This window comes from Clostridium mucosae (genome assembly GCF_024622765.1).
In the GTDB taxonomy this organism is placed as follows: domain Bacteria; phylum Bacillota; class Clostridia; order Clostridiales; family Clostridiaceae; genus Clostridium.
The window spans coordinates 1-26454 of record NZ_JANKAF010000026.1; the positions used below are offsets into that span (position 1 = coordinate 1).

Consider the following 26454-nt stretch of genomic DNA (forward strand, 5'->3'; position numbering starts at 1 on the left):
TAGAATTTAAAAATAAACAAGCTATCATCGAAGAAAATGCTAGACTTAAAGCTAAAGTTAATGAAAATAATGTTAAAAATGAAGAAGAAATTAAACAAATTGAAGGTCAACTAAGAATTGAAGTAAAGCAAGAACTTAATAACAAATATGGTTGCATTATTGAAGAAGTTAAAAATCAAGTAAAAGCTAGTAATGAAGAAAAAGAACGTTATAAAAAAGAACTTGAAGAATTAAAAGCTAAGACTAAAGTAAAAAATGAAAATTCAGAAGGTCTTAAAGAAAATTACAAATTAATATCTGAATTAAGAAGTATATCTAGTGGATTAATAGCAATATCAAAGCAATATAAAAAAATGAACGATAATAATATAAATATATCTTCTGATATATTAGAAGAACTTAAAAAAGCTATAATGGCTACATCTATTTTAGATAATATTGCTAGTAAATTAAATTAAATAATAACGGTGTCCCTGGGGGACACCCCAACATAAATAAATAATTTTAAAAGGAGTTGTATCTATGAATGTAATCGACATATTAACTAAACTTGGTTGGAATATTTTAAGTTTTAAAGCTGGTATTTATACAGTACAAATGACTCACGAGAGATGGAAAAGAGAAAAGAAAAAAATTGAAGCTGGAGAGATGACGTATATCGAAGGGTACAATCCTTTAACAGAAACTTTCGATATCTGTGTTGAAGATGTTTGCTTTAATGAATTTGGAAATCTATTTGTTTCATTTTCAGAAGTCGAAAGCAATGATTCATTTGATTGTTTTGAATATAGAAATATGAGTTATGATGAACTTTATTAAAAATAATTGCTACTTATTACATTATTAATCGGTGTCCTCCGGGGACACCTAAAAACAAATAAATTTGAAAGGAGTTTTTTATGCTAAAAGATAATAAACTAATAAAATTAAATAATACTGTCACTTTAAACAATTTAACTGAAACTCACATTATTGAATTAAGTGAATCTTGTAATAAGGAACTTATTAAAACTCAAAAGAAATATTTTGAAGTTTATAAAAATAATATCTCTATAAACTCTGAAAAAATTTCTAATAAATAATACTAGGAGATGTAACTTTATGTTTTACAATACTAAAAAAGAAAATCTTATTTGTCAAAAAGTAATAAAATTAATGGAAAAGAATAATGTTACAACAAAAAGTTTAGTACACATTATAAATAAAAATTCTACTGATGAAGTTAAATCAATATGTACTATAACATTAGATAGAATAAATGAAATAGTTCAAGGAAGTACACCTTCATTAATTGAATGTACTCTTATAGGGCAAGCTCTTGGAACAGATTTAAGCTATTTCCATTATAAATCTTTAAATTTTAATTAATTGGTGTCCCCTGGGGACACCTTAATATAACTTAATATGTAACTATTACGCATTAATAAGGAGGAAATTATGGGAGATGTATTAAAGTTTATAGAAACATTAATAGAAGATATGGAAGGCTCAGATTGGACTATTGAAAAGATAGTAGAAGGTGAAAAGGTAATTGAAAATGATACTAATTATTTAGAAGTGGATGATTCACTTTACGAAGAGCAAGATAATTTCTATATAAAACAATGGACTGGATATTGTGGTGATGATTATTATGGAGTGATATTCTACCCAATAAAAGATAATAAATATTTGAAAATTAACTATAGTTGTTAATTCGCAATTCAGAAAAAATAAGCAAATTGTAAATAGTACGCATTAACAAAAATTAAGGAGATTAAATTTTATGAGTAAGTTAATTAAGAAAAACTGTGAGAAGATTTATATTTCAAAAGATAAATATAAGGTATTAGAATTTTTAATAGAGGAACATTTCAGAAAGTTAAATAGACATAGCATAAAAGAGAAACCACATAATTCAGAAGAAATTATGAAAATATGGGTAGAAACTTATATAGATGAACTTTATAAAAAATATGAAGAAAATGATTCTAATGATATTTAAATATTAATTCGCAATACAAAAATTATACCTAAATTCAGAAATGTGCTGAAAGTGACGTGTTAGAAACAAGTTATTCAGTTGAATTAAATTACAGTGGTGAAATTACTCCAGTTGTAGTTATAGATGATATTGAAAGTAGGTGTACCGTATGAGAAATTTATTAATATTTACATTACTATTATTAACTTTAACATTTTCTAGTTCTGATTTAAAAAAAGATTATTTCACCATAACAGTAACAGGAAAGCACTTTTTTTATACTAGGTGGGATACTGAACCACTTAGCAATCTAAGTGAATCCTTATTAGGTATAGATTGGGATGTTACAAGAGCAGTGATATTTGATAATAATAAACTGATTGAGATAGATGTAGACGATTGGAAAGCTTGTGGAAGTTCTGACATAGAAATCAAAAATGCAAAAGGAAAAATCTACATAAAACCTATAAATGATATAATCCTTATCGGTGATTAATAAACGTTAAATTATTATTTTAGGCACTATTTCCATCACCCACTTATACCGTTACAATAAAATAATATACTCTAAGCTTTAGCTTGTTCCATCTACCGAGCGACCAAGCTAAAACTAAGATTATCTAATTTTATTTTTACTATAAGCGTGTACCCGATGGAGTGCTTCCAAAGAAGTAAGAAGTCCTTTTATGGACTTCTTTTTCATTTGTTTTTTTGAAGCACTAGCCTATCATATATACATTAAAGTTGTAAAGCCATTCCATAAAAAATTTCGTCAGCCGACTAGCTCTATAATCAGCAGACAAATTTTTTTATTCCATTTTTCTTTACAACTCATTTCTATATGTAGTCTTTGGCTTGTCAAAAAAACAACAACATGAAAGGATTGGTACTATTATGAAATCAAAGATAGTTATGACAAAAGGAGTTAATTCTTTAATTGAAAATGAAATTTTTAGTGATGAAGATTTATTTTCAGTTTTATTTCAATTTACTGCTAATGATTGGGGGATTTTATGTGATGAAGATAAAAAATTACAAGATGAATTATTATTAATTCCAAGATCTGAATATAATGATAGATTTATGGGGATTTATATTATACATAATATTAAAATTTGGATTTTTAGAGAATATGACCACTCTACAGATACATTTTTAACTACTATTTTACTTCCAGAAGAATATTAAAAAGGTGTCCCTCGGGGACACCTTTTTTATTATGTACTAACTCTAACCCTAAAGTTTACTTTTGACATTAGAAGTATTTTAGTTATTATATTCTTCAATAGTATCTTTAGCTTTCTCAACATTTTCTTTAATTACATCTTTTACTTTATGTACATTTTCTTTTACTACTTCTTTAATGTCATCAACTGATTTTTCACTTAATAGCTTATTTATTACTATACCTGTTCCTAATCCTAAAATTGCTCCAATAATCAATCCTTTTTTCATATCTCTACACCTAGCCTTTCATAACTATCTCTACCTTTTATTTTATAAAAATATTAGCTTTTATTTCAATATATATATTCTCAAATTTTTATTATTTTTTAATTTTATTATTACATTTAGAACAAATTACATAATAAAGAACTGAGTTTTTTCTTCCCTTTCGTTTTCTTACGATTCTTTTTTCTTCTTTTACTATCTCCAAACATTCAGAACAAATATATCTATCTACTACTGTATTATTTTCTTCATCATAATTATAAGCTGGTACTATAACTTTTCTCATATGCTCCCTCCTACTATTTTCTATCTAATTATAAACTATCATAATTAATTTAATAAATCTCTATTAAATATTAATCTAATTATTTAAATTCCCCTTCGCTCGGTTTTTATTTTCATTTTTTAACTTGCTCTATAAATCAAATCTATATATAAAGCTAGTTTTCTAGCTTTATTCACTCACTCTCCCCCTAAGTGGAAAATTTAAAATAAAAAAATAAATTTCCACTTAAAAGGAAGAACAATAATATTATTCTCACAGAAACTCTGCTATATCGGTCAAACTCGCTTAGGTCTAGTTTTATCAAGTATACTACCATGTAACTCCCAATATACCCCTAGGAGCAAATATCAAACTCCTCTAGTACAGGCACTCCACTTCTAATACTTCTTATAGAAGGTTGTCTAAGATTTTAGCCTTACCCATCTAACGGAGATATTATCGGTGGTGAGCCGATTAGTTTTTTATAGTGTTATTCCTTTAACCACTTACCTTGTACGGTTTTTTCCATTATAAAAAGGTGTCCCCAGGGGACACCTAAATCATTAAAAATATAGTAAGCATAAGAATTAAGTAGTAGCAACTTTTCTTATTGCTCTAATGCTCCTTTTAATATATTTCTATATTCCTTTAATCTTTCATATTCTTTTACTGAATTTTCATAAGCTATCCTATATTCTTCTATAGTTTCTTTATAACACTTTTCACCCACTACCCTATCATACTCTTTTTTGGCTTTAATCATATTCCTATAAGCATATTTAGTTTTAAATGAATATTCTTCATAGATCGTTGGCTCATATCTGTATAATAAATTCTCCAACTTCCCCATCTGATTTTCTATAATGAATATTTTATTTTTATTACTGCAACTTATAGTTGTTCCGTTAAGTAAATCTAATAATTTCTTTACTTCTCTAGTAAAATAAATTACTTCTTCTTTTTTAAATCTTTTTGTCAATTCACTCATAATTTTTACTCCTATGAAAAATTAAATCTAGGCTCTTCAATTTGAACCTAGATTTATTAATACTTGTAATACATTTAATAATTAAATAGTTCTCCTATTTAATCTCTGTACTTTCAATACTTTATCTAATTTATTCCAATTCCATTTCTTTGTATTTTTCTTTTTTCTTATCCTTATCTAATATAATTTCTTTATGTTCAAATTCTAAATCATTACTTTTCAAATAATCATCTACTAATTCATGCAGATAAAAATTATCTCCTATTTTTTCATCAATAAACTCTATTAAATTTACACTTGTTCCTTTATCAATTATAAATTCTTCATTATATTTAATATTTTCATTCAGTGAGAAAGTAAACTCTATTGCCTTATCTACTGTTCCATTTTCAACTTCTTTTTTAAATTTCTCTAAGGTTTCTACTAATGTAAGTTTTTCTCCTTTAACAAAACTAGAAACTTCTGAATACATTACTTCTACAGTCTTATTCCCTTTATTCTCTAACTCTGCATTAACTATACTTTCTTGTTGAAATTCTATTGAATTCTCTATTCCATTATTTAATAAATTATACTCACTTTTCATGTAATCTTCATAAACTTTATCTAATAAATCTAAGTCATCTATATTTTTTTCGACAGATACGATAGCTCTTATAAAATCCCTGTAATTCTCTTTCATTAATTCTTCTATGTTATTCTTCATTACTTTAAAACTTACTTCTTCGTACTCTCTATCTGTTAATTTCCAATCATCACTATTACCTTCTTCATTTGAAAAGTGAACCTCACTTTTATCTACTTGATATTTTTCTTCTTCTAAATTATCTACATTGACTAAATTTTGAAAAGATTTTTCTTCATATCTCTTTTCAAGTTTTAACATTTCATCGAATGTTATTTCTTCTTCTAAATTAGCATAATTGCTAAAAGCTTCTCTTGCTACTGCTTCACCACAATCCCAAGTTCCATGCAGTCTAATATCATCTTCTTTGTTAATTTCTTCTATTTCCTTTCTCCATTCATTATATAAATCTTCTAATTCTTTATCATTTCTCATAACTTCTTTCTCCTTTATTTCATATAAATTTTTATCATATTCTCTATTTTCATTTTTCTCTAATAAATTTTCCTTATCTAATGATAAAGATAAATCTTTATCATTAACTAAAGTTTTTTCAATAACATCAATATACTCTTTGACAGTTTCTCTAACTTCATTTATAAGTTTTTCTTTATCTTTTAATTCAACATCTTTAGTCCATGAATTTATATATCTAAATGAATATTCTGATGTATCTAACCCAAAATAGCTGCATACTACGTATGCGACCATTTCTGCTTGAAATTCTTTTGCATTTGTAGTGTAATTATCTCTAGTTTCCATAGTATGAAGTTTGGCATGAGTTAATTCATGAATTAATGTTTTTACATTTTGCAATTGAGTATTTCTAGGATTTAAAGCTACTTCTTTAGTTGCTGGATAACTTACTCCCTTTACTGCACCTAATTCATCTTTTGGCTCTATTATTTTAACTCCTATTTTCTTTGCTATATTCTCCATAGCTTTATACATTAAGTTATAGTTTTTAACTTCTCCATCAATCCATCTGTTAGGGAATATTTTAGGTAAATCTTCTGCTTTAGCATTAGTTTGACTTACTTCAAAAACATATCCTTGATTGAATATTAATTTACCTTGTCTAACCTCAATTTTTCCTTCCTCTATTAGCCTCCTTTCTTCTTTCGTTGCATATTTTAATTTAACTTCTTCTCCTTTTTCATTAATGAAATAATCACTTAATTTATTAGGAACTAATATTTTAATTCCTTTCTCTCCTTTATTAACTGTAAAACCTTTTTCTTTCCAAAAAGCATATGAGCCAACGGCTAAAGCACCTTTAAATTGTTCTTGGATTAAAAAAGTATTTCTAAGTGAATAGTTATAAAATTTACTCATATAATTCAATAACTCTTTAAGATTTTCTGTAGTAGCAACACTATTTTCTATTCCTACATTAGCTTTTTCTATAAGATCATTAACTTCCTTTTCTTTATCTTCTTTAGATTTTCTTTTGTATGTTTTTGCCATATCATTTTTTATCCTTTCCTAAAATAATAAAACGCCAGGCATTTTACCTGGCGTTATTATTCAATATTTTCATTTACAACTTTAGTTTCTAAATCATATTCAACAAGCATCATTTCTACATCTTCATCTTGTAATTCTAATTTTATTGATGTAACATATTCTTTTGAAGCTTTTACTATAACTTCTTTTTTCTCAAGGCTATTATATACTTTTAATTCAGTATCACTTACTATATCTCTAACTATCCCTAAATTGCTAAACATATTTCATCACCTCCCTTCAATACTTTAAAATTTTTTGTTTATAATTCTAATTCTTCTATTTCTTTTTCTCTCTCTCTATTTCTTTCTGCCTTCTCATATTCTCTTTGATTTATATACTTTTCAAAATCATTTCTCATTGCTTTTTTTAATCTATTCATTGTTCTTGCATTAATACTTATATTAACTTTATTATCATATTCAAATTTATTTTGAGATTGTTCTTTGATATTTTTAATAGATTTTCTTCTGAAAATCTATTAAAAATATCATTTACGTTACTATCTCCATTTTTATTACTAGAACTAAAGTCATAATCTTTCTTTCCATCCGAACTATTAATATTTTCTTTGTTAGTTCTAAAATTTTCTTTAGAATTTTCCTTTTTACCTTCTTTTTTTTTATACTCCTCCCGTTCTTTTTTGTCACTACCCAATTTTTCATCTTCAATTTTAAACTTTCGTTTAAAATTTTCTTCTCTTTCTCCTCCCACTTTTTCTCTCTTATTTTTATTTTTTTCTTCTTCTTCCTTTACGTAATCTTTAAGCTCTTTTAAAATAGAATTTCCCATTCTTTTTAATAATTCTTTTTCTTTATTCTTTTTATAATCTTTGTATCTATCTTTTTCTTTACCTTCTTGCCCTTCTCCATATACCCTTTTAAGTTCTAACTCTTCTATAGTTAATCTTTTCATTAACTCTGTATAATCTTCCTTATGATATGTTTCAATATAATACTTACTTATTCCATCTATTAACGGTCTTATATTATTTATTTTATTATATCCATATTGCCAATACTTTTTATTAGTAGGTAATTTTTTTAATAACTCTAATGTCTTTTCTTTTAAAATTTTATCATCTGATGATAAAAATTTTTCTTTATCCTTTATTATATTTTCTCTTATAAGTTCATTAATTTTCTGATACTCTTTCTCTCTATGTCTTAATTCATTTATAAAATTACTTTTCATTTTACCTAGTTCACTTTTAGTTCTTTTTCCTCTCTTTCTAGGGTTATCTGTCAATTCAACTGTTGCAATATGAACATGAATATTATCTGTATTATAATGAAAACTCGCACTCCAAATAGCAGTATCCATATTAGATTTATCAAGATGATTATTCATAGACCGCCTTACCGCTCCCCTTATTTTCTCTTCATCAAGTATATGACTTTCTTCATCATAATATCCATGTTCTATTAGCCATTCATTATCAAAACTAAATACATCTTGCCACATTAAGCTCCCATTTTTTTGTGCTAATCTAAATTTATCTTTTAAACTATTACGTTCATCATCTGTCAAATAATCTTTATCAGAAGTAAAAAGACTTCCTAATTTTTCTGGATTACCCATATAATCATTATATAAAGAAAATTCATCAAACTTATAGGCTCTTGTAGCTTCATCTCTATCTATATAATCAATATATGATGAAAAAACTCTCTCCTTTGCTTCTACAAACTTTGATACAAAAACTACTGAAGGACTACTCATTTATCTTATTTTCTTTCATTATCTTATTTCTGTAAAGTCTTTTTTTCACTTCTTCTTTTGCTATTTTTAATGCTGGACTTTCCATTGATATTTCAGTTGTTAATCCAGTTGTTGTTACTATTTTACCTATACCTTCTTTAATTAAATGTCCATTTATCATCTCTATCAATATTTGAACATTCTTATCTGTTTCACTAGCACTTAATTTAAATTTACTAATATCATCTCTTAATACTTTCCCTATTTCCTTCGCCATAAGTTTTGCAGTATCTTCTGTTTTAATCCTGGATCGTTTCTCATGTTCTTTTACTACCATTTCTAATGCTAAACTTACTGATGATAAATTATTTTCCTTTTTTATTTTCATTAAATACTCGTGAACTTCATTATTTACACAATATCCTTTTCTTAATTTAGTCATTTTCAAAAACCTCCTCATAGCTTATACAATTTTCTTTCATAAATGTACTCATTACTTTTGTATTTAAATCTATTATCTTAGATAGTTTATTAATCATCATTGCTTCTCTATCTTGAAGTTTTTTTATTTCATCATCCAATGAAATAAGTAATAATTGTTCTCTTAAAAATTCTTCTCTACTTATTCTTAGTTTTTTAGCTTTTTCATCAATTAATGATACAACATTTCTTGGGAGTTTTCTTATTAATATATCCATACTCACACACCTAACCTCCATTTTTAAATTGCTATCGCAATAAGCTTTTAAAAAGCTTAACCAAATACCAAAAAGGAATGACTTAATTTTAGAAAAAAAGTATTATCCTAAACCTTAAATTTTAACGTATTAAAATACTAATTTAAAACTTAATATATACCTTTCTAAAATCAAGTCAGAGCATAAGGAGAAACTGTTAGCAAATCTTTGCTAACCTAGGCAAAGCCTAGGGTTTCTCTGATAACACCAAAACATCACTTTACATAGCTTTTACATAACTTTTTACATAACATTTACATAACTTTTTCTTCATTTATCTATACTTATTATATAAATAGTCTGGTAAACTTTTTATAATATCATTAATCTTTTTATTAGCTAATGATAGTTTTTCTTTTTCTTCTAATATATTTTTCTCTATATCTTTTATGGCATTTTCTAATGAACTTATACTACTTTTATAACTATCTATTTTTTGATTAGCTTCTAGTTTTTCTTTATCTGTTAAATATTCTTTTTTACTTTCTAAAATATTAATTTCTTCTTTTGTATTCCCTATTGTTGATTTCTTTTCTACAATTTCTTCTTCATATTTTGCAATAACATTTTCTATATTTTTTATATCATTCTCTATATTTTCAATCATATATTCTTCTTTAGTTCTCTTATCTAGGTCATTATTTTTTTTACAAATTCTCTCATCTATATATACTCTTGTTTCTCCATTTTCTTTTGCATTTTTCTCTTTAATATCTAATGCAATTGCACTCCACTTTTTAGGTGTTGTAATAAAAATAACTATATTATTTTCATCTACTGTCATAAATTCAACTGGTAATTTCTTATTTGTATTTTCTCTTGTTATTGCTTCAAATTCAAAATCATTTGCAAAATTTATATTAGTTTTATTTACTCCTAATTTAACTTCTAACAGATTTTTTTCTTCATTAAATTGTTCTTCTTTTATAAAAACCTCTGAATTTTTCAATGCTATTTTTTTATTTAATTCTGTTGTAGTTAGCCTATTATTTGTTTCAAAAAATACTCCTGAAGAAAGAAAAAAAATATATCCTGTTGCTATAAAAAACAATAACAGAATATACTTATATGACCTTTTATAATTAATTTTATTTTTAATTTTTTCAGTATTCTTATGAAATTTATCAAACTTTTCATTTAATCTTTTATTAAAATCCATAAAATATTTTCACCTCATTTTTATTCTATAATATCTATGAAAAAATACTATAATTGATATTTACTATCTATATTTTTTTTAATTAACAACTCTTCTTACTTTACCATTGAAAGTTTTTTGCCAATATGGTAAATTCATATCTGTAATTTCTACTCCATTTGTAGTACCATCATGTATAAACTTTCCTTCTCCAAGATACACTCCAACGTGTCCATTAATAGTATAGGTATCAAAAAATATTATATCTCCCCTTTTCATATCTTTAGGGGCTATCCTTTCTCCTATATTAACTAATGAAAATGTAACTACACTCGCTCTATCTCCTAATTGAATACCTGCACTTGCATACATATAATGTATGAAAGAAGAACAATCAAACCTACCTGCTAATACATCTGCTTCAGTTCTTCCTCCACCCCATACATAAGGTGATTTTCCTACCCACTTCATACCAGCTTGAATTGCTTTTTCTATTGTTTCATTATCTAATGGAGTTCCACTTCCTATTAATCCACCATCTCTAAATTCCATAGCATATTTAAAAACTTTATTTGGATAATCGTGTTGTGCATTATCGAGGTCTACGCTCATTCCATAGCTCGGACCTCCATTATAACAAGCAAATATTCTTCGTAATATTTCTCTAAACTCAACGTCATTTTCATTACTATTCCAATTAATTAAACTCATATTTTCATTATTATTATAGTCTAATTTATTTACATATCCTTTACTATATAAAACATAATTAGCATAATATCTAAGTATATATGCACCTGCTAAAATTTGAACTCTTGGCTCTTTCAAATAAATATTCCACATTTCATCAGAACTTGAAAATTCATATCCTAGCTTTTTATATTCTGCTCCAAGACCTCCATTAATATGACTTGCCCATAAATCTAATCCACTAAAATCTATTTTCTGTATTTGCATAATTCCATATGCTCCAGCATAACTAGCATTAGGATTAAAATTACTTTCTTGTTTTGATACCGCAGACAAAACCCAATTAGGAATATTGAATATTTCACTTGCTTCATTGTAATACTGTATATATTCGCTTGGAACTTCTCCAGATAAATCCGATATATTACCTTGACTACTGTTAATTCCAACTATAAAAAGTAATATTCCTCCACCTATTAATATTGATAATCCTAAAGTAGAACTTAATAAAGCTACTAATCCTTTTATTAGTAGCTTTCCCCAATTCTTATATCTTTTTAGTTGTTTATATTTTTTACCTATATTGAGTTGTTGCATAATTCCCAACTCTCCATTCATTATTTTCTTTTATAAAAAGTAATGTAACTATATTATGCTCTCTATTTATAATTTCTTTATTTTTATCAAGAATATTTGACATTAATTCATACTCCCAAGTTAAAGAATTATCTTCATTAAATTTACTCTCTATAGGATTTACCTCATAAACTTCTCTAGCAAAAAAGTCTTTAAATAATCTAGGCTGCTTACTTTCTATAAATGTTCCAATAATAAAACTTTTCATACTTTCAGTTGCATATTGGATAGCTTTTTTAACATTACTTTCGTGTCCATTATTTAAGTCATAACTATGAATTAATTTGATAAATTCAAGTCCTATATTCTTTGTTTTTTCTATTTCCTCATCAGAAGCTTCAATAATATTTGCTTCTAAATTTTCATTTTGTGCTGAACTTTCTTCTAATTTATTACTATTAACAATTTCATTATTATTAGCTTTATCTTCTACATAAGTAGTATCTTCTTTATAAAAATCATTTACTTTGTCTTTATTTATAACAAAAACTCCACTTATTAATATAAGTGAAGTTAATAAAAGTAATATAGACTTTTTCTTCATACTACATACCACCTTTAAAGATTAATTTTTCTTCTTCTGATAACTGTACTTGCATTGAAACATTCGATAATCCATCAATAGCTAAAATACATCTTCCCTTTCCAAACTTAGGAATACTATCTATTTCACTTTCGCTTAAAATACCTTTAAATACTTTTCCTAAAAGTTCTTTATCAGCAGTATCTTGTTTCATAATAAATTTATATTGTGTCATGGTAAATATCTTTTTAATTCTTTCTAATGCTTGATGATTCTTTGCATTTTCAGGAACATAGTCATTTATTGTATGATTTGCAAGCATTACTCCACCAAAGAATTTTCTTAACTCTCTAATGGCAGTATCAACTATTTCAATTGAATCTATATTATTTACATTTATAAAATTATGTGCTTCATCTAATACTAAGAGAAATCTTTTAATTTCATCTTCTGATTTATTTCCATTTTCATAATCATATTTTTCTTTTCTTCCTACAACTAACGCTTGTCCCCATATAGAGCTTAAAGCAGTAAATAATTGTGTTGTAAAAATTCTTTTATCCATTTGTTTTAAGTTAGTACAATTATAAGATACAAACTGTACTTTTGTAATGTCATCTATAGTTGAATGAGCATTAAACAAATCTCCATAATTTAAAATAAGTTTAGAAATTAAAAGTTCTATACTTTCTAATCTTGCTAACTTACTAGGTGTCAACTCTCTTACCTTACCATTTTCTAAATAAAGTTGTTTTCTAACATATTTTAAGAAATCATCTAGTATAGGATATTGACTTGACTTATATTGAGTTGCTTTTCTTTTTTCAATTCCAAATTCCTCATAAAACTCACATATTAATATCTCAAATTCTGATATTTCATCTTCAGAACAAGTAGGTTTTAATGTTCTATATAAATTATTTAATCTAGCCAAATTACTAGCAAAGCATTTATCTTCTAATATCATTCCTGTTCTTTCATCTGCTATTGTTGGATATATGTGTAATGGATTTACAATATCTCCAGTACCATCTAAAAATATTTCTTTTCCACCTAAAAACGCTACTAATGTGCTAAACTCATTAGCAACATCAATAGTTCTTACATAATTACCACAAATAATATTGTTTACAATTATCTTTTTCATTAATGATGATTTACCCGAACCTGGTTTCCCCATTAACAAACAACTATACGATATTCTTTTATTTGTATTATGAAATAAATCAAATATAACACTACCACCAGTTGTAGTTGTTCCAATAAAAAGCCCCCTAGGGTCGTTTATTGATGTATGATGAAACGGAAGTCCAGCACCTAGACTTAATGCAGGTATAGGCTTCCACTTTCTCTTTTTATCATATTCTCTTTGAACTGCATAACTTGTAAATAATGATTGATACTCATTATTTTGTTCATTTAACAAGACTATAGCTTTAAATAACTTCCCTTCTTCAATTTTCTTTCTTACTTTATCTATAGTTTCTTCTAATTCTATTCTAGTTGGTGCATATACAAAAACTCTAATGGTTATAAGTTTTATAACTTCTCCCCTTTTCATAACTTCATCAGCTAAAAGTTCTAATATTCTATATTCTCTTTCTGCCTTCTTCTTATCACTATGCTTTACAGCTTCACTATATCTTGAACTTTGTTCTGCTAGTGCTTTATCAATTTTCTTCATTACTAATTCTTTAACTTCTGTTCCTATATCAATAGTTGCAATAGTATTTTCTATATTGACAATACTATTAAGCCAAAACTGATCCACTTCGGTTGGGAAAGCATATACATGTAAACAAGCCTCGTATCCATCACCTTTTATTATCTTATTTTCATCAAATTTAACTCCACCTTGTGGCTGAATTTCACTTAATAAATATGGATTATATCCACTATTAATTTCTGCTATTTTCATAATCTACCTCCATAATAAAAAGGTGTCCCCCGAGGACACCTTACTATCTTAACATCTATTGTTTTTTATTTATAAAACTTTCATTTTAATCAACTTTAGAATTCATATTATTTAGCTTTTTAAGTATTTTAATCTTCTTTTCAATATCAATTTCAAACACTTGTAATTCTCTGTTGCTTGATAATGCTACCTCTTTATTATTAAGCATTTCTTTTTCATCTTTAGCGAATATCATTAAAAAGAATTCTCTATTAGTTCTTTTCTCTTCAATAGTTTTTAATTGCTTCATTCTATGTTCTAAAAACTTCATTTGGTTAGCATTATTACATTGTGCTATTTTTTTACTTAAATATTTTTGTTGTCTAGTAGTATCTGCAGGATAATTCATTGCTATTATTTTCATATCTTCTATATAACTCTGTAATAAATTAGTAAATGATAAAATATACGTATGATACTCAACCTCATTCATACTCTTTATATCAATACTTTCAATTTGTAACACATCTAAATATCCTGTTTTTGTCTTAAAATATCCATACTCTGATAAAGAAATAATTGAAAGATTATCTTTTGTTTCTTTAAAAACTTTTTTATCTTCTGCAATTAAGTTTCTATTCTCTTCCTTCTCTTTCTGCTTTTTAAGTTTTTCTTCTCTTTTTAATTCTTGTTGCTCTTTTTTATTTGCTCTTTTAACTTTATTTTTATTTAAAGTTTCTCTTAAATCCAATTATCTCATCCTTTCCACTATAAAAGTAAACCTAATAGGAATTTCCTCTATTTTTACATAAAACAAAAAGATGCCTTATCAGACATCTTTTAATCTATTTCATATTCAGTAATTACTCCATTAGAAGCATTTATTTCATAATTAAATTCTTTGTTATTATGATAAAACTCTATATCATATTTCTCTATTCCATCATCTAAATCAAGCTCTGCTTTTATAAATAAAACTTGACTTGCTCCTAAATTAGCATGTTTTAGTGCTATATTTTTTGCTTCTTCTAATGTTATTTTACTATTATTAGTACTATTAACTTGTTGCAAAATTGAATAGTTTTCTATATCATAATCATACCCTATAATATTTCCTGTTTTTACATCTATTTCATAGTCGTATTCTTTATTATTATAATAAAATTCTATATCATATTTCTCCATTCCATCATCTAAATCATACTTTGCCTTTATAAATGAAACTTGACTTATGTCTAAATTAGCATGTTTTAGTGCTATGTTTTTTGCTTCTTCTAATGTTATTTTACTATTACTAGTACTATTAACTTGTTGCAAAATTGAATAGTTTTCTATATCATAGTCATATCCTATAATATTTCCTGTTTTTACATCTATTTCATAGTCATATTCTTTATTATTATAATAAAATTCTATATCATATTTCTCTATTCCATCATCTAAATCATACTCTGCCTTTATAAATGAAACTTGACTTATGTCTAAATTAGCATGTTTTAGTGCTATGTTTTTTGCTTCTTCTAATGTCATTTTACTATTTACTCTAGTAGTAAGCTTATTATTTTCTATTACTTTTGTACAAGATGTAAAAATCATACTCATTGATATAATACTTGATAATATTAATATTTTCTTCACGCCTTGATTCTCTCCTTTTAGTTTTTTTTCATTATAACTCAAATTTTATAAAAATAAAATATTTTTAATATCAATTATTCTTCATAATTTTCAATTCTACCAAATGTATTCTTCTCTTTCTTAATTGCTAGTATTATACTATCATATACTTTTTTACCTTTATTATCTGCTGAATCTAGTACTAATATAGTTGTTGTAATTACCACAAAAGCAATAAAAGGTATTTGTAAGGCTGAATATACTACCACTCTTAAACCAAAAGATATTAAAAAAGATAGTATAATTATTCCTAAATCCATAAAAGTTATTGGAAATCTACTTGTTGACATCTTTACATCTAATTCTGTCGGAATAATAAATTTCATTATAAGTTCCTCCTTATTCTATCTGCTACAATCTTATCTTTTATTTCTTGCTCCTTTATTCCTACATATCTTCGCAAATCTTTTGCCGTATTATTACCTATTTTATAACTTGTCCTCATATTATTGGCTAGTTCTCCATTCTTAATATTATTAACCTTTGAATTTATTAATCCACCTAAAAAGTCTTTAACATTTCTTGTTTCCTTAGGATCAATATAATTAGGTTTATCGTATCCCCTTCTTCTTACTCCCCAATCAATATCAACTCCATAATCATTATTCATATTACTATTAAAATTAGGATTCGATGTATTACCATAACTCCATTCTTTATTTTCTCCTTTTGCTAATCTATCATAATTAGTCAATCCATTACCTTTTCCCCTAAGTGGTTCAGTATTACCAGTAATGAAATTATCTCCTTGTAATAATCCATCTGATAAACTATTTCCCATATTATCAGAAGATATATCTGAAACTCCATACTCATCTAAAGTAGGAATATCCTTATCTAAATCATCAAAGCCTTGAATATCTCTATTATCTAAATCAGAGATATTATCATCTAAATCATTATTTAACTTATCTGCATTTTCTTTATTACTATTATATAAATCTGAAATATCATTTTCTTCCCCATTATTAGGTGGCATATTATTAGGTGGCGTATCATCTATAGAATTAAATAAACCATTATCTATATCAGAATTGCTATCTCCAATTTTTTTCATTTCTCCATCATCTAATAAAGATTGTTGTAATGGATTAAATCCCTCATTATTCATTTCATCTTCTAAGTCTGGAATTGCTCCATCTCTAAATCCTTTTAGTCCAGCACCCAAAACTGCTCCTGCACCTAATCCAGCTTTAGCGACATCACCAACTTTATCTAATCCACGTCCAATCTTTCCTAGTATATCCATAGCACTATTTATTCCCATTAAAGTCCTAACTCCACTTGAAAGCCCTGCATCAACACCAAATATTTTTTCTAATAAATTAGGACCATCTATTACAAAAAGTCCTGCTCCAAAATTAATCATTATACCTGCAAAACCTGTAAGATTATTTTGAAGCCAGGCAGTTCCTAATATATATAATTCTAGTGTTAATCCTACGGATACTATTGCTATATATAATGATAATATGTGCATTAACATTTGTTTAGTTTTCTGTCCACTTCCTATATCTGCTAATGCACCTCCAATTATAAAAATCTTACTAAATGCTAATTCCATCATTAATTTTACAACCTTAATCATTGTAAATATCAATACTAAAGCAGTTATAAGTAATGTTGTAATAATTTGAAAGAAGTTAATATCCCAACGATAATATTCACTATCTATTTTAAACCATCCATTTATTCTTTTTAACTCATATCCCTCACCACTTGAATTAGGGATTAATTTATTTTCAAATACCTTTTTATTCCTAACATTACTTCTATCAATTTCTTCTGTTGGGTCTATCTTTGTTATATTATTTTTGTCAATTTTGTTTCTTGGCTCTATATTCCTATTTTCAAAATTGTCTTGGTCATATAAATAAATATCAGTAACATTATTGGATATTATTTGCGTTGCTAAAGTACTTTCTGTTGTAGTAAATAATTTAAATCCTTCTTTAGTTACATCTCCTAAAGACTTCATAGCAGTAGGTAAAAAGAAAATTATTAATAATGCTATAATAATATTACCTGGTATCTTACTTATATCAAACTTCTTTCTATTCACCATGAGGTGATATGCTATATAAAGTAATGATATTACTAAAAAAGCTATTGCTACAGGCTTAATTTTATCTATTATTTCATTAACTACTGAACTATCAAAGAAGTTTAAAAACTCCATTATCTCATCTAGCACTCCTTGAGCAGAATTCACTAAAATTTCTAATAGTTTTATTAATCCCCACCCTAAAAATCTTGCTAGAAAATAAAAAACATTACTAGGAGTTAATTTATCTGAAAACTCTAGTAATACTCTTATAGCTTCTGCTTCTCCCATATCATGTTTTCCCTCCTATCTATTTATTAATAATATTATTTAATTTCTTTAATACATCATCTCCAACTTTTTCTTCTACCTTTAAATTTCTTATATATTCTTTCATATCATCTATATTTTCAATTTCTTCTATTACTTCTATTTCACTATTTGATAGCATAGAATCTAACAATTTTATTATTTCTGCTTTTTTACTCTTTTTCAATTTACCTTTATTATTCTCTTCTTTAACACCTTTATTTTCTTTAGCCTTTTCAGCTTCAAGTGCTTTTTTTGCTCGTTCTCTTTGATAATCTCTCAACGCATTTTCTTCTATAATTTGTTGCATTTTATTCTTTATTAAATCAACCATTTCATCTTCAAAATCAACTTTTAACTCTTCAAGAGATACAGTATTAAATGAATTTTTAATATAAATATTTCTCATAGATGAATTTTTAGAAAATACATCACTTAAATACTCATATTGAAATTTCATACCCATTTCTTCAGTATTTAAAATAGGATATGATACTGTTTTATTTCCTTTTAAATCTTGTCTGTGCATAGGTTTTATAACTACATTTTCACCTAGTTTTAATCTCATTAAATCATCATATCTTATAACTGGAACTGTTTCTAAGCTTTCAGTTATATTTTTATCTAAGGAAAGAACTGATCCTTGTCTTGAATTAGTAACTATTGTTTTTTCACCAGTCATTTTAGAAATTTCTTCTGTAGTATCTACATCTGTACTCATTATATAAACTGTATTAGCACAATTATCTACAAGAGTTTTATAATTCTCTCCATACATTTCTTTAAGTTGTGCAAAAGATTGAACTATTGGAATGAATTTTAGTCCTCTACCTAAACAAACTGTTAATGTTTCTGCGAAGTTTTCAATTGGAGACATATTACCTGCTTCATCAAGAATAAATACTACTTCTCTATCGGTTGAACCACTTTTACTTAGAGAAGCCTTTCTTGATAACATATAAGTTATTTGAGATATACAAGTAGTTGATAATACATGATTAGATTTATCAAAGTCTGGTACTATCAGAAATAATGCTATTGGCTTACTATTTTCCTTATCACAAACCGAATATTCCATTTCATATATTCCTGCTGTTCCCCACATAACTCTTGAATGATTAATTTCTATTTTATCTGTTAAATCTTCTCCTTTAACACCTAAAGCAGTTACTCCACTTCTTATACGTTCTTCTGAAAATTTATCATCTTTATATATAATTATATTTTTTGTTCCAAATAATTGTACTGTTTCATCTTTTCTATCATTACTCTCAATATTATTTATATTATCTTCAATATTCTTATTTTCATCATTCTCATTTGGTCTATCTGCATCTATAATTATTACATTAACTTTCTTTGTATCACTCTTATAAAAACCTATTTCTTCAAGTTTTATATCATTAAAACTTGTCAACTTGGCAACTCTCTCTCCTAAATATACTTGTAATTTCATAGATGCAGTAACAAATACACTTGCTCTAGTTTTGCTCTTTGCAAACTTTACAGTATTGTATTGTCTTTTTGCGATAGATTCTTTAGGTAAATTATCAAAATAAATATCTATTCCTGTACCTTCTTCTAGTTCTTTTCCCCCTAATTCTCCTAACATATTAGCAACAGAAAAAAGATTTACTTTCATTTCTTCCTTATCCCAATATTCAAGTTCTTCTTTAGTCATGCTTTCTCTTTCTTTATTAGTTTTTATACACCTCTCACATAAAGCTAATATAAGAGCATTAACTAAGTTCATTGATAAATCTTCCCATGTACTATCATGACTTTTTGTGTTATGATACATTGCAAAAGTAAAAGTTCTACATCTTAATTCTGCTTCTGCAAAATCTCCTTCTCTCCATGCTTCTTTAATAATCTCTAGTGGATTATATCCAATTGAATTATTCATCTCTAAGAAATCAATTACCTTAACTTCATACCCCTCTCTCTCGAGTAATTCCTTACTCATTCCACATAATTCTCCCTTAGGATCATTAAAAACCAATGATGATTTTTCTCTTGCTCTTGAATATATATCTATTGTTATTAACACAAATCCTTGACCTTTACCACTTCTAGTTGTACCTATAACTATAGTGTGAGTTGAACTTATATCAATATAAATCTTATCACCAACTCTTGATATAGGTACTCCACCTTTTCCTTTAAACTTTTCTCTCTTTTCAGGAATTTCATGATATTCATTTTGAATTTCTTTTAACGTTGATAATCTTCCACTTCCCTTTTGCCCCTTTTCTAAATTTTCAAAACTTGCTTTAATATTTATTCTTAATTTTATATAAAATACTATTAAAAATAGAAAAACTATTAAATATATAAGCCAAAACTCAAATTTAGGTAATATGAATTTATATATTGGATAGCTAATATTTGCATTATTAAATTTAAAAAATATAAAATCTATTAATCTTATTAAAATATTTGTTATAATAAAAATAAATATAAATAATACTACCCCAATAATATTTAAGGCTTTAGATGTTGCCAATATCCTAAGTCTTTTTAAAATTCTAATACTTTTATCATTATCATTTAATTCCCTTATTTTTTCTTCTGCTTTACTTACTCTTATATTATTCGCTATTTGCTTTTTTAATTTATTAAACAAGAGAAAACCTCCTTAATAATGAAAATAAAAAAATTGAGGTATCTTTTTAAAACACCTCAATTTCCTCCTAGAAATTAATTAAACTTTGAATATATTCTCCTATCGGAAAACATCCTAAAGCTAATATTAATCCACCTATAGCCCAAACTAAGTCATCTTTAACTTCCTCTCTCTTTGGTTTAGACCACATTGCCTTAAAACCAATTTTCAGTAAACAAAATATAAAAAGTCCTCCTGCTGCTAATTGCACTGATTGTGTTAATGTTTTTAATATATTTAAAACTATATCCATTAATTATCTTTCCTCCTACTTTCCTATAAGTTCAAAAACATCATCTAAATTTTCCTCTATCATTTCTTCTAGCTTCTTCAAATACCAGTCCTTAAAGTCAATGCCTTTAAGCTCACATATCTGTTTAACTCTTTTTTCCTTTTTCTTTATTTGTGCTTCTATTTTCTCTACTGCCATTTTCATCACCCCCTTTCAATAAAAAAGAACTTCTCGGCTATTGCCTATCAGAAGTTCTTTTCTAAAAATATTTATATAAAAAGGTGTCCCTTGGGGACACCTTTCTAATTTTGCAAATCTTTATGAATTAAATCATCAATAGTTACTTCAAACCCTTTAGCTAAACTATCAACTATTTTTATAGTAGGATTATTAGTTATTCTATCTTCTATTGCTTTAATACTCCTTGTACTAATATTACATTTACTAGCTAAAGCTCTAAATGTATATCCATTCTTTTTTCTTAAATACTTTACATTTTTAGCTAACATTTTCAACCCTTCTTTTTTATTTATATTTTTCATGTTAAAATTATTTTGTGTCAATTTTGACACTATATAAAAATTATGGAGGTGTTATTATTAAAAAACTTATGCTTAAACTTTCTAAAGCTAAGTTTGAACTTAGAAAGGTGATTATTGGTATCTTATATATAGGTTTATTATTTTCACCTTTCCAAGTTTTAACTGGCAACTTTAAAGCTGAGCCTTTTGTTATATGGTTAGTTCTATCAGTTGTTTTAACTATACAACAAGTTGCCTTATATGGTACTAATACTAAATGGAATGAATCTATTAAATTTTAGATTTATTTCAAACATTTAGGAGAGTTTAATACTCTCCTTCACCTCCATAAAATTTAAGCTATTTTATTTTTTCTCTATTCTAATCAATTAATTCATCTAATTTAACTCCTAATACATCTGCAATTTTCTTAACTGTATAAATACCTGGATTTTTTGTTTTTCCATTCTCAATATTACTTATAACTGTGATATCCAATTTACTTTGTCTTGAAAGTTCTCTTGATGATATCCCTATTTTTTCTCTAAAAACTTTTATTTTTTTCATATATCGCTTCACCTCTTTTCCATAATATTCTATAATTTTGTTGTATTTTTACATCATATTTATTATTAAGGAGTGATTTTGTTGTTTGATTTTTTTAAAAAGTTAAAATTAAACTTTAATTTCAACTTTAAATTTATTGAAAATATAAATATTTCTTTTGAAAATTTTTTCAACAAAAATGTTTTTATATCCCCTAGCACTAAAAAAATAGAGTATTCTATTAGTTATAAAATACTCAACATACTTATTAAAATATCTATAATTATTTTTTACTCTATAATAAGCTTTTTATTATTTAAGTATTTTGCTAATGATACTATTAGAAATTTTTCGTTATTTAATATCCCCTCTTTAACTATAACTCACTTAAAAATCATTTTTATAATATCATTCTTAACATTAATTATGTCATGTTTCTTATTTATTAAAGAACTATTTAGCAAAAAAAATTATTTATTTATTCCAATTTTTATTTCATTGGTTTCAATATTTATAGTTTCAAAATATCCTTTCTTAATCATATCATATAATAAGTAATAAAGGATATTTTATACAATGTAACAAGGCTACTATTAACGCTTTATACTTAGAATTTTTTTCTTTTGTATAAATACTACATATAAGTTCTATCGTCATTAAATTAAATTCTATTAACATATATGTAATTAATAGATTTGTATTATTAATAAAATATATTTCAACAAGTAATGCTATATATACTACAATATACAAAATAAATATAATATTTATAAATTTGTCTATATTCATTTTTTTCATACTAATTCCTCCATAATTAAAAAGTGTCCCCCGGGGACACCTAAGCTACTACCGCACTCCACATTAACTTACTCACTTCGTTCCGTTACTTAATATTCCGTTTGGTCTACTATTTATAATTCTTCTTTTAATTTCTGCTTTACTATCCTTTCTATCTCTGCTCTTTCTTCATCTGTAAATATCTTTTCTTTTCTCTCTTTATCTTCTTTTATTAATGTCTTTATGTATTCTGAAAAACTATCCTGTGATAGTGCAAATATCATTAGTTTTCTCTCTGATTTTTTAAAGCTTACTGAATATACTAATCTCACATTACTTATTTTCCCTTCATCTTTATGTATCTAAAAAAGGTGTCCCCCCGGGACACCTTCACTTTAACTCTTTAAAGACTAAATTGTCTATTGTTACATCAAATAAACGAGATAATTTATATAACTCTGTATGTTTCGGTATAACTTCTGATTCTTCCATTTTTCTTAATCTCTTTTCTTCAATCCCTGTATTATTGGCTACATAACTAACTTTCCAATGTCTTTTATTTCTTAAAAGTTTTATATTCCTTGATATTCTTTCTAAATTATAACTTATCATATTATAATTCTCCTTTCTACTATTAATTCTTCTAATGGTATATTCAAAGCATATGCTAGTCTAATTATTGCATCTAACCTCATATCACTTCCTTTTTGATTTTCACAATAAATAATAGCACTTGTTGAAACTCCACTTTTTCTTGATAATTCTTTTACTGTATATCCCTTTCTAACTCTATTTATTCTTAATTGCATACCTAAGTTCACACGTTCTTGCAAATTTACGCTCATCTTTTTCACTCCTTTATAAAAGGTGTCCCCGGGGGACACCTTAATAATTGCTATTTTCCTTTGTCTTTTAACTCTATCTTCTTTAGAGATTCCTTTTTACCTTCTTTTTTTAGTTTATCAATATAATTATTTATCCAATTTATCATCTTTTTTTCCATAACTTAATCACCTATATAGATAATACTTTTATCTCTTTACTTTCTCTATGTTGTATATGTAATTCCGTCGTTGGATTCTTTAATACTAACCAATTACTTGGATTCAATCTTCTTTCTTTCATTAATTTCTTTTGTTGTCTTGTTGGTTTTTCCCTTTCATCTCACATACACTTCCTATTCTATTGTTATTTCACCTTTGCATTTACTACAATATTTAGGTGATATAACTTTATTCTTTATTTCTATAATGAATTCATTTCTACATACTGGACATTTTATCTTTATTTTCATAATATCTTCTTTCCTTATATATTTTAATTTTACTACTTTCTTATTTATTTTTTTATTAAATTTTCTTTAATAAAATTATTCTCATTTTACCTATATTCTAAAAATATGTCCCCAGGGGACACTAATAAAATCTAATATAACTCCTAATCATATATTTTATTCTATAGACTTTTCTCTTTCTCTCATCTCTTCATTAGTTTCAAAAATAATAAAAATAATAAAAATAATAAAGATAATAAAAATAAATAAAGTTAATCCTATTAAAATAAAATTTGTCATTTTTTCTCTCCATAATTAAATATCTAACATGTTTGCTCATAATTTAAAGTAATATTAGAAAAACAAACACTAATATTTGCTTTACTAATACTATTTATAAAAGTGTCCCCTGGGGACACTTCTAAAACTTGATATATAATTTTCTTTATTAAAACTACTTACTATAAATACTCTTTAATAATATATTTTCCACATGGTAAATTTGAAATTTCAATATTTCCATCTTTTACTTTTATACTTTCTACTAACTTTCCATCTTTATAAATTTCTACTCTATTCTTTTTATACCTTGAGTATAATTTACACCATACCCTTAATCCTATATATATTGCTAATATTATAGATAGCCAAACTAAATTTATATTTAATAATTTTATATTAAATATCCCTAATACAACAATTATTGTATGTATAAAGTAAATTATATAAGAAATAATTCTATTTATTATATCTTTTTTTCTAGCTTTATAATTACTTAAAATTTCCATATTATAAATATCTTTTATAATATTTATCCCTAAAATGAAAATAGACAATCCTATTATTATTTTACCCATTAATTCCATTCCTCCAAATTTTATAAAATCATTTGCTATGTTTTCCATTATAATCTCTCCTATATAAATAATTAAACGGTGTCCCCTGGGGACACTTTCTATAATACTAATACAAATTTTAATAAAATTAACATTACTAATATTGATACAAGTAAATTTAATATAATTCCTAAAACTATATCCGTTATATCAATATTTCATCTTTTTATTCTTTCTATAAGAATTGATACTTTACTATTCATTAACTCTATACCTCACTTCTTTTAATTGTTGCTGGTAAATCAATAAAGAATACTATCACTCCAATTACTATTAATCCTTTAGTCGACATATCTATTTTTCCTTTCATAAAAAGGTGTCCCCTGGGGACACCTTCTAATATTCTATTTTCAAAAGATACCCCTAATTTATAAGGTTCTTCTTTACTTTTACTTTTTTATAAAGAATTATAAATGCTACCATCATTACTGGAGCTATAAATATACCTACAATAAACCATGCTAAATTTACTTCATATTTTTTTGATATATTTGAATAAGCTTGTATTTGTATAACAATAGCCCATATAGATAAAACCATATTTACAATAATAATTAATATACTTCCACTATAATTTGCTAGAAGTCCTACTATCATAGTAGCAATAAAAACCCATATATATTTACTACTTTTATTTCCTAGCTTTAATAACATAAATACATTTAATAGTGGTATCCAAGCAAACCACTTATTATCAATCCCCTCAATTTCCGCTGCACTTGATAAAGCTAAAGCCATGAAAACATAAGATACTATCCCACATATAAGTATTCCTAATCCCAACATTAACATCATAATTAACAAACTTTCCACTTTTAAATCTCCTCTCTCTAATAAAAAAAATTATATTTTTCCTTTAAAAAGGTGTCCCCCGAGGACACCTTTTACTATTTTAAATTAATTAGATTTTTCTTCCTAATTATAGTTTCATTTAACTATCTTATTATTATATTTTAACCAAACAAAACGTAATAATTTCCAAATAAAACTCCAATCGTAATAATAAAAAATAAAAAATGTTATTTTAAATAAAAATTCCATACTGGCTCTCCAATACTCTTTATAATTATTTTATTGCAAAAAAATAAAAGCTAGTTTATAGCTTTTTTATATCTTAACATTATTACACCAGCTAGAGTAACTATTAAAGCAACTCCTAAAACTACTGTTGTGTCTGTTCCACCTGTGTATGGTAAACTTTCAGCTATTCTCTTGTTTTTTAGTTCTGCTTTAACTATTTGTCCATCCTCAGTTATTTCAAATGTCGATGTTTCTGTAGTTAATTCAAACCCTTCTGGTGGCATAGTTTCAGATATGCTGTATTTCCCATATTCTAATTTGAATTTATTTCCTTCTGCTGATGAAACAAATTCTATAACTTGACCTTTATTAA

General features: G+C 25.7%; 38 protein-coding genes and 2 pseudogenes. 9 read left to right on the plus strand and 31 right to left on the minus strand.

Going from position 1 to position 26454, the window contains the following annotated elements:
- The 8 genes and pseudogenes from NSA50_RS17970 to NSA50_RS18005 form a co-directional block, all read left to right on the plus strand.
- A pseudogene (locus tag NSA50_RS17970) lies at positions 1-458 on the plus strand (hypothetical protein); the annotation flags it as partial.
- Between the two features lie 64 nt (positions 459-522).
- The gene (locus tag NSA50_RS17975) at positions 523-819 is read left to right on the plus strand and encodes a hypothetical protein (RefSeq protein WP_257447435.1); all 297 of its coding nucleotides are present in this window, start codon (positions 523-525) and stop codon (positions 817-819) included.
- A gap of 80 nt (positions 820-899) precedes the next feature.
- Positions 900-1082 carry a hypothetical protein gene (locus tag NSA50_RS17980; RefSeq protein ID WP_257447436.1) on the plus strand — a complete coding sequence of 61 codons (183 nt, stop codon included), beginning with the start codon at positions 900-902 and terminating at the stop codon, positions 1080-1082.
- Between the two features lie 19 nt (positions 1083-1101).
- On the plus strand, positions 1102-1368 hold the full coding sequence (locus tag NSA50_RS17985; RefSeq protein ID WP_257447438.1) for a hypothetical protein: 267 nt from the start codon (positions 1102-1104) through the stop codon (positions 1366-1368).
- 69 nt (positions 1369-1437) lie between these two features.
- Positions 1438-1695: a hypothetical protein gene (locus tag NSA50_RS17990; RefSeq protein ID WP_257447440.1), complete on the plus strand. Its 258-nt coding sequence runs from the start codon at positions 1438-1440 to the stop codon at positions 1693-1695.
- Positions 1696-1765: 70 nt separating this feature from the next.
- Positions 1766-1984 (plus strand): hypothetical protein, encoded by a 219-nt coding sequence (locus tag NSA50_RS17995; protein WP_257447442.1) that lies wholly within the window; start codon positions 1766-1768, stop codon positions 1982-1984.
- 148 nt (positions 1985-2132) lie between these two features.
- Positions 2133-2459 carry a hypothetical protein gene (locus NSA50_RS18000; RefSeq protein ID WP_257447444.1) on the plus strand — a complete coding sequence of 109 codons (327 nt, stop codon included), beginning with the start codon at positions 2133-2135 and terminating at the stop codon, positions 2457-2459.
- 359 nt (positions 2460-2818) lie between these two features.
- Positions 2819-3151 carry a hypothetical protein gene (locus NSA50_RS18005; RefSeq protein WP_257447446.1) on the plus strand — a complete coding sequence of 111 codons (333 nt, stop codon included), beginning with the start codon at positions 2819-2821 and terminating at the stop codon, positions 3149-3151.
- 78 nt (positions 3152-3229) lie between these two features.
- Here the strand turns inward: NSA50_RS18005 and NSA50_RS18010 are convergent, their stop codons facing one another.
- The 20 genes from NSA50_RS18010 to NSA50_RS18105 form a co-directional block, all read right to left on the minus strand.
- The gene (locus NSA50_RS18010; protein ID WP_257447448.1) at positions 3230-3418 is read right to left on the minus strand and encodes a hypothetical protein; all 189 of its coding nucleotides are present in this window, start codon (positions 3416-3418) and stop codon (positions 3230-3232) included.
- A gap of 91 nt (positions 3419-3509) precedes the next feature.
- Positions 3510-3701 (minus strand): hypothetical protein, encoded by a 192-nt coding sequence (locus tag NSA50_RS18015; RefSeq protein WP_257447451.1) that lies wholly within the window; start codon positions 3699-3701, stop codon positions 3510-3512.
- Positions 3702-4287: 586 nt separating this feature from the next.
- Positions 4288-4668 (minus strand): hypothetical protein, encoded by a 381-nt coding sequence (locus NSA50_RS18020; protein WP_257447454.1) that lies wholly within the window; start codon positions 4666-4668, stop codon positions 4288-4290.
- Positions 4669-4798: 130 nt separating this feature from the next.
- Positions 4799-6760, minus strand: coding sequence for an ImmA/IrrE family metallo-endopeptidase (locus NSA50_RS18025; protein WP_257447457.1), 1962 nt, complete (start codon positions 6758-6760; stop codon positions 4799-4801).
- Positions 6761-6816: 56 nt separating this feature from the next.
- Complete coding sequence (locus NSA50_RS18030) at positions 6817-7023, minus strand: hypothetical protein (protein ID WP_257447460.1); 207 nt, start codon at positions 7021-7023, stop codon at positions 6817-6819.
- A 175-nt stretch (positions 7024-7198) separates the two neighbouring features.
- A complete protein-coding gene (gene mobP2, locus NSA50_RS18035; RefSeq protein WP_257447463.1) occupies positions 7199-8521 on the minus strand; it encodes a MobP2 family relaxase in 1323 nt (440 codons plus the stop codon).
- Positions 8514-8942 (minus strand): hypothetical protein, encoded by a 429-nt coding sequence (locus NSA50_RS18040; RefSeq protein WP_257447465.1) that lies wholly within the window; start codon positions 8940-8942, stop codon positions 8514-8516. The genes mobP2 and NSA50_RS18040 overlap by 8 nt, the downstream gene beginning before the upstream one ends.
- Positions 8935-9204, minus strand: a complete 270-nt coding sequence (locus NSA50_RS18045; protein WP_257447468.1) for a hypothetical protein — start codon at positions 9202-9204, stop codon at positions 8935-8937. The genes NSA50_RS18040 and NSA50_RS18045 overlap by 8 nt, the downstream gene beginning before the upstream one ends.
- A 307-nt stretch (positions 9205-9511) precedes the next feature.
- Positions 9512-10396 carry a hypothetical protein gene (locus NSA50_RS18050; RefSeq protein ID WP_257447471.1) on the minus strand — a complete coding sequence of 295 codons (885 nt, stop codon included), beginning with the start codon at positions 10394-10396 and terminating at the stop codon, positions 9512-9514.
- Between the two features lie 78 nt (positions 10397-10474).
- A complete protein-coding gene (locus NSA50_RS18055; protein WP_257447474.1) occupies positions 10475-11662 on the minus strand; it encodes a C40 family peptidase in 1188 nt (395 codons plus the stop codon).
- On the minus strand, positions 11640-12245 hold the full coding sequence (locus NSA50_RS18060; RefSeq protein ID WP_257447476.1) for a hypothetical protein: 606 nt from the start codon (positions 12243-12245) through the stop codon (positions 11640-11642). The genes NSA50_RS18055 and NSA50_RS18060 overlap by 23 nt, the downstream gene beginning before the upstream one ends.
- Before the next feature lies 1 nt (position 12246).
- Positions 12247-14142 carry a VirB4 family type IV secretion system protein gene (locus NSA50_RS18065; RefSeq protein ID WP_257447479.1) on the minus strand — a complete coding sequence of 632 codons (1896 nt, stop codon included), beginning with the start codon at positions 14140-14142 and terminating at the stop codon, positions 12247-12249.
- A gap of 85 nt (positions 14143-14227) precedes the next feature.
- The gene (locus NSA50_RS18070) at positions 14228-14872 is read right to left on the minus strand and encodes a hypothetical protein (protein WP_257447481.1); all 645 of its coding nucleotides are present in this window, start codon (positions 14870-14872) and stop codon (positions 14228-14230) included.
- Between the two features lie 89 nt (positions 14873-14961).
- Positions 14962-15759, minus strand: a complete 798-nt coding sequence (locus NSA50_RS18075; RefSeq protein WP_257447483.1) for a PepSY domain-containing protein — start codon at positions 15757-15759, stop codon at positions 14962-14964.
- A 74-nt stretch (positions 15760-15833) separates the two neighbouring features.
- Positions 15834-16124 carry a DUF5592 family protein gene (locus tag NSA50_RS18080; protein WP_257447485.1) on the minus strand — a complete coding sequence of 97 codons (291 nt, stop codon included), beginning with the start codon at positions 16122-16124 and terminating at the stop codon, positions 15834-15836.
- Complete coding sequence (locus tag NSA50_RS18085) at positions 16124-18133, minus strand: pLS20_p028 family conjugation system transmembrane protein (RefSeq protein ID WP_257447488.1); 2010 nt, start codon at positions 18131-18133, stop codon at positions 16124-16126. Before NSA50_RS18085 ends, NSA50_RS18080 begins: the two co-directional genes overlap by 1 nt.
- Before the next feature lie 19 nt (positions 18134-18152).
- On the minus strand, positions 18153-20777 hold the full coding sequence (locus NSA50_RS18090) for a VirD4-like conjugal transfer protein, CD1115 family (RefSeq protein ID WP_257447491.1): 2625 nt from the start codon (positions 20775-20777) through the stop codon (positions 18153-18155).
- A 67-nt stretch (positions 20778-20844) separates the two neighbouring features.
- Complete coding sequence (locus NSA50_RS18095) at positions 20845-21069, minus strand: hypothetical protein (RefSeq protein WP_257447494.1); 225 nt, start codon at positions 21067-21069, stop codon at positions 20845-20847.
- A gap of 15 nt (positions 21070-21084) precedes the next feature.
- Complete coding sequence (locus NSA50_RS18100) at positions 21085-21246, minus strand: hypothetical protein (RefSeq protein WP_257447497.1); 162 nt, start codon at positions 21244-21246, stop codon at positions 21085-21087.
- A 104-nt stretch (positions 21247-21350) separates the two neighbouring features.
- The gene (locus NSA50_RS18105; RefSeq protein WP_257447500.1) at positions 21351-21557 is read right to left on the minus strand and encodes a helix-turn-helix domain-containing protein; all 207 of its coding nucleotides are present in this window, start codon (positions 21555-21557) and stop codon (positions 21351-21353) included.
- Positions 21558-21658: 101 nt separating this feature from the next.
- Here NSA50_RS18105 and NSA50_RS18110 point away from each other — a divergent pair, with 101 nt between their 5' ends.
- Positions 21659-21871 carry a hypothetical protein gene (locus tag NSA50_RS18110; RefSeq protein WP_257447502.1) on the plus strand — a complete coding sequence of 71 codons (213 nt, stop codon included), beginning with the start codon at positions 21659-21661 and terminating at the stop codon, positions 21869-21871.
- 79 nt (positions 21872-21950) lie between these two features.
- On the opposite strand, the gene NSA50_RS18115 is transcribed toward NSA50_RS18110, so the two are convergent.
- The 11 genes and pseudogenes from NSA50_RS18115 to NSA50_RS18160 form a co-directional block, all read right to left on the minus strand.
- Positions 21951-22136 (minus strand): helix-turn-helix domain-containing protein, encoded by a 186-nt coding sequence (locus NSA50_RS18115; RefSeq protein WP_257447505.1) that lies wholly within the window; start codon positions 22134-22136, stop codon positions 21951-21953.
- A 522-nt stretch (positions 22137-22658) separates the two neighbouring features.
- Entirely contained in the window at positions 22659-22913 is a 255-nt protein-coding gene (locus tag NSA50_RS18120; protein ID WP_257447507.1) for a hypothetical protein, read from the minus strand.
- A 113-nt stretch (positions 22914-23026) separates the two neighbouring features.
- Positions 23027-23224, minus strand: a complete 198-nt coding sequence (locus tag NSA50_RS18125; RefSeq protein ID WP_257447508.1) for a hypothetical protein — start codon at positions 23222-23224, stop codon at positions 23027-23029.
- Between the two features lie 58 nt (positions 23225-23282).
- Positions 23283-23504, minus strand: coding sequence for a helix-turn-helix domain-containing protein (locus NSA50_RS18130; protein ID WP_257447510.1), 222 nt, complete (start codon positions 23502-23504; stop codon positions 23283-23285).
- Positions 23501-23737: a helix-turn-helix domain-containing protein gene (locus tag NSA50_RS18135; protein ID WP_257447512.1), complete on the minus strand. Its 237-nt coding sequence runs from the start codon at positions 23735-23737 to the stop codon at positions 23501-23503. Before NSA50_RS18135 ends, NSA50_RS18130 begins: the two co-directional genes overlap by 4 nt.
- Before the next feature lie 169 nt (positions 23738-23906).
- Positions 23907-24032, minus strand: a pseudogene (locus NSA50_RS19960) (DUF6906 family protein); the annotation flags it as partial.
- A 37-nt stretch (positions 24033-24069) separates the two neighbouring features.
- Entirely contained in the window at positions 24070-24186 is a 117-nt protein-coding gene (locus NSA50_RS19965) for a zf-TFIIB domain-containing protein (RefSeq protein WP_257447515.1), read from the minus strand.
- Between the two features lie 156 nt (positions 24187-24342).
- The gene (locus NSA50_RS18145) at positions 24343-24465 is read right to left on the minus strand and encodes a hypothetical protein (RefSeq protein ID WP_257447518.1); all 123 of its coding nucleotides are present in this window, start codon (positions 24463-24465) and stop codon (positions 24343-24345) included.
- A 161-nt stretch (positions 24466-24626) separates the two neighbouring features.
- Positions 24627-25070 carry a hypothetical protein gene (locus NSA50_RS18150; protein ID WP_257447521.1) on the minus strand — a complete coding sequence of 148 codons (444 nt, stop codon included), beginning with the start codon at positions 25068-25070 and terminating at the stop codon, positions 24627-24629.
- A gap of 354 nt (positions 25071-25424) precedes the next feature.
- Positions 25425-25874 carry a hypothetical protein gene (locus NSA50_RS18155; protein ID WP_257447524.1) on the minus strand — a complete coding sequence of 150 codons (450 nt, stop codon included), beginning with the start codon at positions 25872-25874 and terminating at the stop codon, positions 25425-25427.
- A gap of 278 nt (positions 25875-26152) precedes the next feature.
- Positions 26153-26454: prealbumin-like fold domain-containing protein (locus NSA50_RS18160; protein WP_257447527.1), on the minus strand; the 302-nt coding region annotated here is incomplete at its 5' end.